Source organism: Novosphingobium sp. HR1a (assembly GCF_015594425.1).
GTDB lineage: Bacteria > Pseudomonadota > Alphaproteobacteria > Sphingomonadales > Sphingomonadaceae > Novosphingobium > Novosphingobium resinovorum_A.
Genome location: NZ_JABXWS010000013.1, coordinates 1 through 12,132, shown reverse-complemented (window position 1 = coordinate 12,132; position 12,132 = coordinate 1). Strand labels below are relative to the sequence as shown.

The 12,132-nt window shown below is 66.9% G+C and carries 12 protein-coding genes; 6 read left to right on the top strand and 6 right to left on the bottom strand.

Annotated elements, in window-relative coordinates; translation table 11 throughout:
• Positions 1-132: 132 nt before the first annotated feature.
• Genes HWN72_RS02345 through HWN72_RS02335 form a run of 3 tightly spaced genes read left to right on the top strand, consistent with a single transcriptional unit; the run spans position 133 to position 1,524 of the window.
• Positions 133-1,044, top strand: coding sequence for an SPFH domain-containing protein (locus tag HWN72_RS02345; RefSeq protein ID WP_211149713.1), 912 nt, complete (start codon positions 133-135; stop codon positions 1,042-1,044).
• Positions 1,045-1,051: 7 nt separating this feature from the next.
• Positions 1,052-1,255 carry a toxin-antitoxin system HicB family antitoxin gene (locus HWN72_RS02340; protein WP_211149712.1) on the top strand — a complete coding sequence of 68 codons (204 nt, stop codon included), beginning with the start codon at positions 1,052-1,054 and terminating at the stop codon, positions 1,253-1,255.
• A 2-nt stretch (positions 1,256-1,257) separates the two neighbouring features.
• A complete protein-coding gene (locus HWN72_RS02335; RefSeq protein ID WP_211149711.1) occupies positions 1,258-1,524 on the top strand; it encodes a hypothetical protein in 267 nt (88 codons plus the stop codon).
• Between the two features lie 213 nt (positions 1,525-1,737).
• Here the strand turns inward: HWN72_RS02335 and HWN72_RS02330 are convergent, their stop codons facing one another.
• From HWN72_RS02330 to HWN72_RS02315, 4 genes are all read right to left on the bottom strand, one after another.
• On the bottom strand, positions 1,738-2,601 hold the full coding sequence (locus HWN72_RS02330) for a dienelactone hydrolase family protein (RefSeq protein WP_211149710.1): 864 nt from the start codon (positions 2,599-2,601) through the stop codon (positions 1,738-1,740).
• Positions 2,602-2,652: 51 nt separating this feature from the next.
• Positions 2,653-3,054: a VOC family protein gene (locus HWN72_RS02325; protein ID WP_211149709.1), complete on the bottom strand. Its 402-nt coding sequence runs from the start codon at positions 3,052-3,054 to the stop codon at positions 2,653-2,655.
• A 148-nt stretch (positions 3,055-3,202) separates the two neighbouring features.
• Positions 3,203-4,057: a formyltetrahydrofolate deformylase gene (gene purU / locus HWN72_RS02320; protein ID WP_008832621.1), complete on the bottom strand. Its 855-nt coding sequence runs from the start codon at positions 4,055-4,057 to the stop codon at positions 3,203-3,205.
• An 11-nt stretch (positions 4,058-4,068) separates the two neighbouring features.
• The gene (locus tag HWN72_RS02315; protein WP_008832620.1) at positions 4,069-5,094 is read right to left on the bottom strand and encodes a nitronate monooxygenase family protein; all 1,026 of its coding nucleotides are present in this window, start codon (positions 5,092-5,094) and stop codon (positions 4,069-4,071) included.
• A 44-nt stretch (positions 5,095-5,138) separates the two neighbouring features.
• Here HWN72_RS02315 and HWN72_RS02310 point away from each other — a divergent pair, with 44 nt between their 5' ends.
• Positions 5,139-5,603 (top strand): hypothetical protein, encoded by a 465-nt coding sequence (locus tag HWN72_RS02310; protein WP_211149708.1) that lies wholly within the window; start codon positions 5,139-5,141, stop codon positions 5,601-5,603.
• A 147-nt stretch (positions 5,604-5,750) separates the two neighbouring features.
• Positions 5,751-7,274 (top strand): catalase, encoded by a 1,524-nt coding sequence (locus HWN72_RS02305; RefSeq protein WP_248005763.1) that lies wholly within the window; start codon positions 5,751-5,753, stop codon positions 7,272-7,274.
• 185 nt (positions 7,275-7,459) lie between these two features.
• On the opposite strand, the gene HWN72_RS02300 is transcribed toward HWN72_RS02305, so the two are convergent.
• Positions 7,460-9,751 (bottom strand): glycoside hydrolase family 3 N-terminal domain-containing protein, encoded by a 2,292-nt coding sequence (locus HWN72_RS02300; RefSeq protein ID WP_248005762.1) that lies wholly within the window; start codon positions 9,749-9,751, stop codon positions 7,460-7,462.
• Positions 9,752-9,936: 185 nt separating this feature from the next.
• A complete protein-coding gene (locus tag HWN72_RS02295; protein WP_211149714.1) occupies positions 9,937-11,181 on the bottom strand; it encodes an aspartate kinase in 1,245 nt (414 codons plus the stop codon).
• 98 nt (positions 11,182-11,279) lie between these two features.
• On the opposite strand from HWN72_RS02295, the gene ubiG reads away from it, so the two are divergent.
• Complete coding sequence (ubiG, locus tag HWN72_RS02290; RefSeq protein ID WP_211149707.1) at positions 11,280-12,029, top strand: bifunctional 2-polyprenyl-6-hydroxyphenol methylase/3-demethylubiquinol 3-O-methyltransferase UbiG; 750 nt, start codon at positions 11,280-11,282, stop codon at positions 12,027-12,029.
• The last annotated feature ends 103 nt before the right edge of the window (positions 12,030-12,132 follow it).

Genomic DNA, 12,132 nt, shown 5'->3' with positions numbered 1-12,132 from the left:
ACCCGCGCGCCCCTTCCCCTCCACCACCGCCTGCGGCGGCGGTCCCCCTCCCCATCGCTGCGCGACGGGGAGGATTGCTTCTGCCTCAAAATCCGATATTAATGTGATATCACTTTTAGAGGGGTGCCACCGATGTCCGATTCGCATCTGCCCATCAACGCCAGCCGGGAGAGCATCGCCTCGACCCGGAGCGGCTACCTGATGCTCATAGTGTTCCTGGCGCTGCTCGTGGCGATCGTGTTCTGCGTCGTCACGCTTGCCAGCGGCGATCCGGGACCGGGCACGGTGCTGGGCTTCCTCGCCTTCATCCTCCCGGCGGTGATCATGAACGTTCTGATCCTCAGCGGCTTCTACATGATCCAGCCCAACCAGGCCGCCGCGATCACGCTGTTCGGCAGCTACAAGGGCACCGATCGCACCCCCGGCCTGCGCTGGGTCTGGCCGTGGATGGGCAAGACGAAAATCTCGGCCCGCGCCAACAACGTCGTCTCGGAAAAGCTCAAGGTGAACGACCTTCGCGGCAACCCGATCGAGATCGCCACCAACGTCGTCTGGCGCGTCGCCGACACCGCGCAGGCGCTTTACGACGTGGACGACTACAAGGCCTTCGTGAACGTCCAGATCGAGGCCGCCGTGCGCTCGATCGGCTCGCGCTACGCCTATGACGACGTCGAGGATGCCGAGATCACCCTGCGCGGCAGCCACGAGCAGGTGAATGCCGAACTGCGCACCGAACTGATCGCCCGCCTGCAGGTGGCGGGCATCACGGTGGACGAGTGCGGCCTCACTCACCTCGCCTACGCGCCAGAGATCGCCGGGGCCATGCTGCGCCGCCAGCAGGCCGAGGCCGTCATCGGCGCGCGGCGCAAGCTGGTGGAGGGCGCGGTGTCGATGGTCGAGATGGCGCTGGCGCAGCTCTCGGAAAAGAACGTGGTCGAACTCGACGACGAGCGCCGCGCGGCGATGGTTTCGAACCTGATGGTCGTGCTCTGCGGCGAGCGGGATACCCAGCCCGTCGTCAATACCGGCACGCTCTACTCGTAACGGTCCGATGGCGTCTCCCGGCAAGAAGGCGTTCGCGCTCCGTCTCGATCCGGCGCTCTACGCGGCGCTGGAGCGGGCAGCGGCGGCCGACTTGCGCTCGGTGAACGCGCAAGTCGAAGTGCTGCTGCGCGAGGCCCTCGCCCGGCGCGGCGTCAAGGTCGAGGCGGGCGAACCGGCAAGGCGCGGACGTCCGCCCAAGGATGGAGACTGATCATGCTGCACAAGCTGTTCGAGAATGATCCGTGGTTCGCCCCCAAGCGCTACGGCTACGGCGCGGGGCTGCCGATCGCGTGGCAGGGGTGGACGCTGCTGGCGGCCTACCTCGCCATTATCGTCGGGATCGCGCTGCCGGGGACCGGCGGCACGCTGGGCGCCCGGACCGCGTCCTTCGTCGGCGTGCTGCTGGTGACGGGCGTGTTCATGGTGATCGCCGCACGCCACACGCGCGGCGGCTGGAAGTGGCGCTGGGGCGGGGATTGAGGCGGTCCGTCGTCCCGGACCTGATCCTGGACCGCTGGCCGTGAACAGCCCATCTGTCGGCGCGCGCCGCCGCGGCTTCGACAAGCTCAGCCTGAGCGGAATTTAAAGACCTGCTCTCAAAACCGCTCAGGCTGAGCTTGTCGAAGCCCTGGCCGATAACGCCCACCTAAAGACAGCCAGCGGTCCCGGATCAAGTCCGGGACGACGTGGGCCCTACAACTTCGCGAAAACCGCCACCATCGCCTTCCACGCCCGGTCCGCCTCGCCCGGATCGTAGGCGGGGGAATCCGGCACGCACCAGCCGTGGTCGGCGGCGTAGACTTCCACTTCGGCCGGGCGCTTCGCCGCATCCGCAGCCTTGCGCAGTTCGGTCTTCACCTCGGGCTGCTTGGCGTCGTCATTGCGGGCGATGGCGAAGATGTAGCTCGCCTTCGTCTTGCCCAGAACCCGGTGCGGACTGTCCGGCGCCTCGGTCACCAGCCCCGCGCCGTGGAGCGACACCGCCGCCTTCACCCGCCCCGGCACCGCCGCCGCCGTGCGCACGGTGAACGGCCCGCCCATGCAGTAGCCGTTGCTGCCGATCCCGCGCTTGGTGTCCACCGCGTCCTGCGTGTCGAGGAACGCCACGTAGGCCGTCGCATCGCGCGTGACCGCCTCGGGCGTGAGCATCGCGCGCATCGGGCCGACTTTCGCCTGACCTTCGGGCGTGCGGTACTCGGCGAAGCTCTTCATCACCGGCGCTGGGCCGGAGCGATAGTACGGGTTGACCACCAGGACCGCATAGCCCTGCGCGGCGAGATTGCGGGCCATGATCTTCTTGGCATCACGCAGGCCCGCAATGTCAGGCCACATCACGATGCCGGGATGCTTGCCCCCACCCGCTTTATGGCCCGGATGGACGAAGAACGCATCGCACACGCCGTCCGCCGTGGTGATCGAAACCATGCGCTCGGTCAGTTCGCCGCCGCTCTCCGCCGCCACCGCTCCGCACCCGGTCAGCGCAAGTCCGGCACCCAGCACCGAGAACGCGCGGCGGTCCAAGCGGCTGAAGTCGTCGGCGGTATAGTCGTCACACATGGGCTGGCCTTTCGCTGCTTTCCCGGCAGCCTAGCAGAGCTTCGCGCGACCTCAATCGCCGTTGAAGTTGAGTTCCAGGTTCACGGCATTGGGATCGGCGAGGAACAGTTGCCTGAGGCCGATGTGCGTCAGATCGTTGAACCGGTAGTCGAGGCCGAGTTCGTCCAGCTTCGCGCGGGTCTCCTCGAAGCCGCTGCAGCGCAAGGCGACGTGATGGAAACCGTTGGTTGATTCGCCCGGCAGGTAATCGTCGTAGCGCCCCGGAGCGGTGGTGCGATCGACGAGGTGAATGATCGGCAGCCCCCCTGCGTCGCGCATCCAGTAGCCCGCCGTGCCCGCGCGGATCGAGGGGTTTTCGCTGCGGATCAGGCCCAGTACGCGTTCGTAGAACGTGGCGGTGCCTTCGAGGTCGTCGGTCAGGATGTTGACGTGATCGATGCCGCTGACCTGCATGGTGCTCTCCCTTTGTTGGGCAGGGATTAACCCACCCCTGCCCCCTCCCGCAAGCGGGAGGGGAATGCGAAACCTGCGCATAGCCCTCCCGCTCGCGGGAGGGCCGGGAGGCTTGAGAGCGAAGCGAACTAGCCGGACGGGGTGGGCCTCAGCTCCGGAACACCACCGTCCGCGCTCCGTTCAGCAGCACCCGGTCCTCCAGATGCAGCCGCACCGCCTCGGCCAGCACGCGGCGTTCGATGTCGCGACCCTTGCGGACCATGTCCTCGGGCGTGTCGGAGTGCGTCACCGGCTCCACGTCCTGATGGATGATCGGCCCTTCGTCGAGGTCGGCGGTCACGTAGTGCGCGGTCGCGCCGATCATCTTCACCCCGCGCGCGTGCGCCTGGTGATAGGGCTTGGCGCCCTTGAAACCCGGTAGGAACGAGTGGTGGATGTTGATGCAGCGCCCCGACAGGAAGCCCGCCATCTCGTCAGAGAGGATCTGCATGTAGCGCGCCAACACCACCAGTTCCGCGCGCGTCTCATCGACGATGGCGCGGATCTGCGCTTCCTGCGCGGCCTTCTCGCCCTTGGCCATCGGCAGGTGATGGAAGGGAATGTCCCCCAGCATCAGCGTGTTGATCGCCTCGCGCGGGTGGTTGGAGACGACGCCGACGATCTCCATCGCAATCTCGCCGATGCGGTGGCGATAGAGCAGGTCCGCCAGGCAATGGTCGAACTTGCTGACCAGCAGCAGGACGCGGCGCGGCCGGTCGCGGCGCTGCATCGACCAGGCCATGCCGTATTCGTGCGCGATCGGACCGAAGCCTTCGCGGATGTCCTCGCGGTCCGTGGCGCCCGGATCGAAGGCGACGCGCATGAAGAAGCGGCCCTGCTCGAGATCGTCGAACTGCTGCGCCTCGGTGATGTTGGCGCCCATCTGCGCGAGATAGCCCGTCACCCGGGCGACGATGCCCGGACGGTCGGCACACGAAAAGGCGAGGATCAGCGGCTCGGCCATACCCTTGCCCCTTACGCCGCGACGGCGCCGCGATTGGTCAGCGCGGCCTCGCTCTCGGCCATGAGCGCGGCGATGATCTCGGCCACCGGCTCCTCCTTGCCGACCATGCCGACCGACTGGCCCGCCATGATCGAGCCGCTCTCGACGTCGCCGTCGATCACCGCGCGGCGCAGCGCGCCGGCCCAGAAGTGCTCGATCTTGAGCTGCGCCTCGCCCATGTCGACCTCGCCCGCGTCCAGCAGGCGCGCGACTTCGATCTGCTTGGCGGTGAATTCCTCGGTGCCCTTGTTCTTGAGCGCGCGCACGGGGATCACCGGCAGGCGCGGATCGACCTGCACCGATGCCACCGCATCGCGGGCCGAGGCGCGGAAGAACGCCTTCTTGAACGCTTCATGGGCGATCGATTCGCTCGCGCAGGCGAAGCGGGTGCCGAGCTGCACGCCGGCCGCGCCCATTTCGAGGTATCCGGCGATCGCCTCGCCCCGGCCGATGCCGCCCGCGACGAACACGAGGTTGTCGGCGGCGAGGCTCGGCAGGATTTCCTGCGCCAGCACCGAGGTGGAGACGGGGCCGATGTGGCCGCCCGCTTCCGAACCCTCGATCACCAGCGCGTCCGCGCCCGAGCGCAGCAGCTTCTTGCCCAGCGCCAGCGTGGGCGCGAAGCAGATGACCTTGGCGCCATTGGCCTTGATCGCCTCGACGCTGCCCTTGGGCGGAATGCCGCCCGCAAGCACCACATGCGTCACGCCGTGCTTCGCGCAGACGTCGATCAGGTCGAACAGCATTGGGTGCATGGTGATGAGGTTCACGCCGAAGGGCTTGGACGTCAGCGCCTTGGTGGCGGCGATCTCGGTGTCGAGCAGTTCCGGGGTCATCGCCCCGCAGGCGATCACGCCGAAGCCGCCCGCGTTGCTGATCGCGGAGACAAGGTTGCGCTCGGAAACCCAGGACATGGCGCCGCACAGGATGGCGGTCTCGGTGCCGAGGAATTCGCAGCCGCGCGCCATCAGCGCGGAAGTCTTGGTGAAGGCGGTCATGAAATTCCCATAGCCCGGATTTTTGTTCAGCCGTGCGCCATAGGGTGACGAGCCGCACCGCACAAGCGGCGAGCGACGGAACCAAATGGCGACAAGTTCGTTCAGGTGAGGCACAGTTACATGGAAATCAGGGGGTCATTTCCAACATGCAACACGACGACGAACCGCTGAATGCCGCAGCCACGACACCGTCGGGCCCGGAAGCGGTCGCCGCGCAGGGCGTAACGATCGACGAACATCTGTTCGAGGACATTCTGGATCTCGAAGGCGCGTTGCGGTTGAGTACGCAGGCCACCGCCGGTCTCGGCGCCCCGCGCGCCACGGAAATCGTGATGCTCGGCCGCAAGTTGCCCGAACCTTCAGCCGCGAAGATGCAGGTCCTTGCCGATGAAGTGCGCAAGGCCACGCAGGCCGGTGATCTGGCGCGGGTCCGCGAGTGCCATCTGCGCGTCATCGACACACTGGTTTCGCTGCGCACGACGTGCTGGGCCGTAAAATCCGAAGAATAGATCAAGTTTCATCGAGTTTCCCGATTACTCTTACATGTTCGTATAGCTTCTCCGCCTTGGCGGGCTTCGTTAGGTCTACAGCAGAGCCGCCAGAGGGCAGCACACGCCAATCCATGACCACAGGCCCATGACCAAAGGAGAGCCGACATGCACGGATCCAACTCAGACGAGCCCAAGTGCCCCTACGGCCACGGCGCCGCTACCCCGCTGACCACGCAGTTCGGCGCGCCGGTCGTCGACAACTCCAACTCCTACACCGCCGGGCCGCGCGGCCCGCTGCTGATGCAGGACGTCTGGCTGATCGAGAAGCTGGCCAACCTCAACCGCGAAGTGATCCCCGAGCGTCGCATGCACGCCAAGGGTTCGGGCGCATTCGGCACCTTCACCGTCACCGGTGACGTCTCGAAGTACACCCGCGCGAAGTTCCTCGCCGAAAAGGGCAAGCAGACCGAGCTGTTCGCCCGCTTCACCACCGTCGCCGGAGAGCGCGGCGCGGCCGATGCCGAGCGCGACATTCGCGGCTTCGCGGTGAAGTTCTACACCGAGGAAGGCAACTGGGACATGGTCGGCAACAACACGCCGGTCTTCTTCGTGCGTGATCCCCGCCACTTCGCCGATCTCAACAAGGCGGTGAAGCGCGATCCGCGTACCAACATGCGCAGCGCGCAGAACAACTGGGACTTCTGGACCCTGCTGCCCGAGGCCTTCCACCAGGTCACTTACGTGATGGGCGATCGCGGCATCCCCAAGTCGTACCGCCACATGGACGGCTTCTCCAGCCACACCTACTCGTTCTACAACGAGGCGGGCGAGCGGTTCTGGGTGAAGTGGCACTTCAAGACCCAACAGGGCCACGCGCATCTGACCGACGCCGAAGCCGCCGAAGTCGTCGCCGGCGACCGCGAGAGCAACCAGCGCGATCTCTACGAGGCGATCGAGCGCGGCGAGTTCCCGAAGTGGAAGGTCATGGTCCAGATCATGGACGAGGCCGAGGCCGAGACTTGCGGCTTCCACCCCTTCGATCTCACCAAGGTCTGGTCGCAGAAGGTCTATCCGCTGATCGAGGTCGGCATGATGGAACTGAACCGCAACCCGGAGAACTTCTTCGCGGACGTGGAGCAGAGCGCCTTCAGCCCGTCCAACCTCGTCCCCGGCATCGGCGTCTCGCCCGACAAGATGCTGCAGGCCCGCCTGTTCGCCTACTCGGACGCACAGCGGTATCGTCTGGGGGTCAACCACCACCAGATCCCGGTGAACGCAGCGCGCTGCCCGGTGTTCAACAACCACCGCGACGGCCAGGGCCGGGTCGACGGGAACTACGGCGGACTGCTGCACTACCACCCGAACTCGTTCGACCAGTGGCAGGGCCAGCCCGAATTCCGCGAGCCCCCCTTGCGCCTCTCGGGCGCTGCCGACTTCTGGAACTTCCGCGAGGATGACGACGACTACTACAGCCAGCCGCGCGCGCTGTTCCAGCTGATGGACGATGCGCAGAAGGAGCGCCTGTTCGGCAACACCGCCCGCGCCATGGGCGACGCGCCGGACTTCATCAAGCAGCGCCACATCGACAACGCCACCCGCTGCGATCCGGCTTACGGTGCGGGCGTGGCGGCGGCGCTGGGGATGAGCGTGAGCACCGAACTCTCGCCGGTGCCCGAACTGGCGGATTGACCTGACGGCCGAATGAAAAGGCCCCGTGTGCGGATGTCCGCGCACGGGGCCTTTTTCGTGATTGTTCCGTCACCCTTTAACAGTCATCCCCGCGAAGGCGGGGACCCATCTGATGACCGTGCAACACGAGAGAACCGGAGATGGGTTCCCGCCTTCGCGGGAATGACTGTCAAAGGGTCGGTGTCCTACTTCGCCACCGTGAACGTCGTCGCCATGTCAGCCTTCGAATCGCCGCCGACCCACACGTCGAACGCGCTGTCGTCCTGCACCCAGCCCTTGGTCGCCGCGCTCCAGTAGCGTAGGTCGTCGGCCGTCAGGGTGAACTGCATATGCTTCGTCTCGCCCGGCGCGAGGGCGACGCGGGCGAACTTCTTGAGCTGGCGCACCGGACGCGAGGACGTGCCCACGCGCTGGTGGATGTAGAGCTGCGCCACCTCGTCGCCCGCACGCTTGCCGGTGTTGGTGAGGTCGAACGACACCGTGACCGGCTCGCCCAGCTTCACCGAGGCGCGGTCCACCGCCAGCTTACCGTAGGAGAACGTCGTGTAGCTCAGGCCATGACCGAAGGGCCAGGTCGGCGAATTGTCCTCGTTCCAGTAGCGCTTGTCGGCGCTTCCGGGCTGGTGCGAGGGCAGGTAGGCGTAAGTGTAAGGCGCCTGTGCCGCGCTGCGAATCCAGCTGAAGGGCAGCTTGCCGCCGGGATTGACATCGCCGAGCAGCAGGTTGGCGACGGCATTGCCGCCCTCGGAGCCGGGATACCACGCCTCCAGCACCGCGCCGGGCTTCGCGTCGCCAAGGCTCAGCGGGCGGCCGTTGACCAGCACTACGACCACCGGCTTGCCCGTGGCGATCACCGCGTCGAGCAGTTCCTGCTGACGGCCCGGCAACTTCAGGTCCGATCGCGAGGCGAATTCGCCCGCCATGTTCTGCGCCTCGCCCAGCACCATGACCGCGACGTCCGACTGGTTCGCAAGCGCGATCGCCTTGGCCAGTTCCGCCTTCTCGTCGATCGCGGGATGCTCGCCGGGCTTGTTCATCGCGTCGAAAAAGGAGGGGTTCTTGCGGGTCGGCCATGCCGTTCCCGTCGCATATTCGACCTTCACGCCCACGCCCAGCTTGGCGCGCAGGCCCGCAAGGACGCTGACGCCCTCCGGCTTGTTGGAGGAGAACACCCAGGGACCGAGCATGTCGTGGCCCGCATCGCCGAGCGGCCCGATCACCGCCACCGACTTGAGCTTCGCGCGGTCCAGCGGCAGCAGCCCGCCCGCATTGGCCAGCAGCACCGCCGACCGCTCGGCCGCGATCCGCGCGACTTCGCGGTGCGCGGGATCGTCGAAGGTCCTGGGCACCGCCTTGGGATCGACATAAGGCTTGTCGAACAGGCCAAGGCGATACTTGGCCTCGAGCAGACGCAGCACCGGGCCGTCGAGCGCGCTTTCGGCCACTTCGCCGTTCTTCACCGCGTCGATCAGCGACAGCATCGGCGAGGGGTTGCTCGGCACCGTCATCGCAAGGTCCATGCCCGCCTCCAGCGCGCGCACGGCGGCCTGCTTCGGGCTGCCCGCCATGCCCTGCTTCTCCAGCGAATCGACGCCGTTGGCATCGCTGACGACGAAGCCCTTGAAGCCCCATTCCTTGCGCAGCACGTCGGTCAGCAGCCACTTGTTCGCCGCCGCCGGAACGCCGTTGAGGCCCATGTAGGCGCTCATGATATTGCCCGCGCCCGCATCGAGCGCGGCCTTGAACGGCGGCAGGTAAGTGTTGCGCAGCTGGTTTTCCGACAAGTCCACCTCGTCGTAGTCACGCCCGCCGAACGAGGCGCCGTAGCCGACGAAATGCTTGGGGCCGGACAGCACGTGGCCCGGCGTGCCGATGGCCCCGCCCTGGAAGCCGCGCACCTGTGCCGCCGCCATCGCCGCGCCGAGCACCGGGTCCTCGCCCGCGCCCTCGACCATGCGGCCCCAGCGCGGGTCCATGGTGATGTCGACCATCGGCGCGAAGGTCCAGTTGATGCCCACCGCGCGCGCTTCCGATGCCGCGACGGCCTGGCCGCGCTCGGCCGTCGCCGGGTCCCACGACGCGGCCATCGCGATCGGCACCGGCATGATCGTGTGCAACCCGTGGATCACGTCGTAGCCGATCAGCAGCGGAATGCCGAGGCGGGTCTTCTTCACCGCCAGTTCCTGCAGCGCGTTGATGCGGACCGGGTCGGTGACGAACAGCATCGAGCCGACCTGCCCCTTCGCGATCGCGGCGTCGATGTTCACCGCCGTCGCCTTCGGATTCGCCACGGTAGCCCCGCCGAAGTCGAAGTACTGGACGAGCTGGCCCGCCTTCTCCTCCAGCGTCATCCGCTGCAGCATCGCCTCCGCGCGCTCGCGTGCCTCGGCCTCGGTGACGATTTTCGCCTCTTTGGCAACGACCGGTGCAGCCGCAAGCGGAGCCAGCGACGACGTCAGGGCCAGAGCGAGTACCATTCGGGAAAGGCGCAAGGTCGATTACTCCATTGGAATGCTGATCAGCATACTTGTGCACGCGCACTATCGCGGTTTCGCGGCTTTGACAGCGCTGTATCCGCCGCGCGGATAGCCGAAACGAAAAAAGGCGGCGCTTACCGCGCCGCCTTTCTCCAATCCGTCGCGGGTACGCGAGAGCGCCGCGATCAGGCGGCCGCGTCGAGCCCGTAAGCGGTGTGCAGCACGCGCACGGCCAGTTCGGTCTCGTCGGTGTCGATCAGGACCGAGACCTTGATCTCGCTGGTCGAGATGGCGATGATGTTGATGCCGCGATCGGCGAGCGTCTTGAACATCGTCGCTGCGACGCCCGCGTGGCTGCGCATGCCGACGCCCACGACGCTGATCTTCGCCACGTTGCCCTCGGCGATCATGCGGTAGTAGCCGATCGCGTCCTTGCGCTCTTCCAGCAACGCCTGCGCGCGGGCGAGGTCGGCCTGCGGGACCGTGAAGGTCACGTCGGTCTCGCCTTTGTCCTTGGCGACGTTCTGGATGATCATGTCGACGTTGATGTTCGAATCCGCGAGCGGCGCGAAGATCGACGCCACCGCGCCCGGACGATCGGCGATGCGGGTCAGGGTGATCTTGGCTTCGTTCTTGTCGGCGGCGATGCCGGTGATCAGCTGGCGTTCCATGTCGCTTCCTTCAAGCTCTTCGTCACTGACGATCAGGGTTCCGGGGATGGTATCGGCGGCCGGCGCGTTCTCGTCGATGAACGAGGACAGCACCTGCACGCGCACGTTCTCCTTCATGGCGAGGGAGACCGAGCGGGTCTGCAGCACCTTGGAGCCGACCGAGGCCAGTTCCAGCATTTCCTCATAAGTCACCAGCGGCAGCTTGCGCGCCTTGGCGACGATGCGCGGGTCGGTGGTGTAGACGCCGTCGACGTCGGTGTAGATGTCGCAGCGGTCTGCCTTGACCGCCGCCGCCACGGCCACCGCCGAAGTATCCGAGCCGCCGCGCCCCAGCGTGGTCACACGGTTGTCGGGCGAGACGCCCTGGAAACCGGGGATCACCGCGATCTGGCCCGACGCCATCGAGGCGATCAGCGCCTCGGCGTCGATGTCCTCGATGCGGGCCTTGGCGTGGGCGTCGTCGGTCTTGATCGGCACCTGCCAGCCCAGCCACGAGCGCGCCTTGCAACCCATCGACTGCAGCGTCAGCGCGAGGAGGCCGGACGTGACCTGCTCGCCCGAGGCGACGACGACGTCGTATTCGGCGGGATCGTAGAGCGCATCGGCTTCACGGCAAAAGTTGACGAGGCGGTCGGTCTCGCCCGCCATCGCGGAGACGACCACGGCCACTTCGTGCCCGGCTTCCTGCTGGCGTTTGACGATACCCGCCACGCGCCGGATGCGCTCGGACCCGGCCATGGAAGTGCCGCCGAATTTCATCACGATACGTGCCAAGGCGCCGTTGCTCCCCTGCGTAAAAGACCCGCGCGGAGTGCGCGAGTGTGGATAAGAGTCGGCGGCGCTGTTAGGGGGGGATCATGGACAATGCAACTGCCTCTCTTCCCGCTTCGCGCGCAACAATCGATCCGAAGGAGGCTGCGCACTTCGGCGCCCTCGCCGCCGAGTGGTGGGATCCGAAGGGCACGTCGGCGATGCTGCACAAGCTGAACCCGGTGCGCCTCGGCTTCATCCGCGAGGCGATCGACGGGCATTTCGGCACCGATTCGCGTGGGCTCAGGCCGCTGGCTGGCAAGCGCGCGCTCGATGCCGGGTGCGGCGCCGGGCTGCTGTGCGAGCCGCTGGCGCGCATGGGCGCGGCGGTGACGGGCGTTGACGCAGCGCCGGAGAACGCCGCCGCCGCGCGCGCCCATGCCGAGGCGGGCGGGCTGGCCATCGATTACCGCGCGGGCGAACTGGGATCGCTGGGCCTGACCGGCTACGACCTCGTCTGCTCGCTGGAGGTGATCGAGCATGTCACCGACAAGGCCGCGTTCATCGGCCACCTCGCCGCCGCGCTGGCGGATGACGGGCTGATGATCCTCTCCTGCCCCAACCGCACCGCCCGCTCGCGCGTGTTGCTGGTGGAGGCGGCGGAGCGGCTCGGCCAGGTGCCCAGGGGCACGCACGAGTGGAGCCAGTTCGTGACGCCTGAGGAACTGCGCGAGCTTGCGGATGGCGCCGGGCTGGAACTGGGCATGCCGCGCGGGATCGCATGGTCGCCGCTCAAGGGGCTGCACCTGTCGGACGATCTCGCGTTGAACTTCATCGCGACGGCGCGGAAGAAGTAAGCATCCTCCCTGTTCCGAAGGAATGGGGAGGTGGCAGCCCGCAGGGCTGACGGAGGGGCTTCTCCCNCNCGCNCNCNCNCGCGCGCCACCGCCGCGCGTCGCG

What these genes read in the sequence shown, in the direction of transcription:
- HWN72_RS02345 (WP_211149713.1), top strand. Translation starts at nt 133, where the DNA reads ATGTCCGATTCGCATCTGCCCATCAACGCCAGCCGGGAGAGCATCGCC.
- HWN72_RS02340 (WP_211149712.1), top strand. Translation starts at nt 1,052, where the DNA reads ATGGCGTCTCCCGGCAAGAAGGCGTTCGCGCTCCGTCTCGATCCGGCG.
- HWN72_RS02335 (WP_211149711.1), top strand. Translation starts at nt 1,258, where the DNA reads ATGCTGCACAAGCTGTTCGAGAATGATCCGTGGTTCGCCCCCAAGCGC.
- HWN72_RS02330 (WP_211149710.1), bottom strand. Translation starts at nt 2,601, where the DNA reads ATGTGTGACGACTATACCGCCGACGACTTCAGCCGCTTGGACCGCCGC.
- HWN72_RS02325 (WP_211149709.1), bottom strand. Translation starts at nt 3,054, where the DNA reads ATGCAGGTCAGCGGCATCGATCACGTCAACATCCTGACCGACGACCTC.
- purU (WP_008832621.1), bottom strand. Translation starts at nt 4,057, where the DNA reads ATGGCCGAGCCGCTGATCCTCGCCTTTTCGTGTGCCGACCGTCCGGGC.
- HWN72_RS02315 (WP_008832620.1), bottom strand. Translation starts at nt 5,094, where the DNA reads ATGACCGCCTTCACCAAGACTTCCGCGCTGATGGCGCGCGGCTGCGAA.
- HWN72_RS02305 (WP_248005763.1), top strand. Translation starts at nt 5,751, where the DNA reads ATGCACGGATCCAACTCAGACGAGCCCAAGTGCCCCTACGGCCACGGC.
- HWN72_RS02300 (WP_248005762.1), bottom strand. Translation starts at nt 9,751, where the DNA reads ATGGTACTCGCTCTGGCCCTGACGTCGTCGCTGGCTCCGCTTGCGGCT.
- HWN72_RS02295 (WP_211149714.1), bottom strand. Translation starts at nt 11,181, where the DNA reads ATGAAATTCGGCGGCACTTCCATGGCCGGGTCCGAGCGCATCCGGCGC.
- ubiG (WP_211149707.1), top strand. Translation starts at nt 11,280, where the DNA reads ATGGACAATGCAACTGCCTCTCTTCCCGCTTCGCGCGCAACAATCGAT.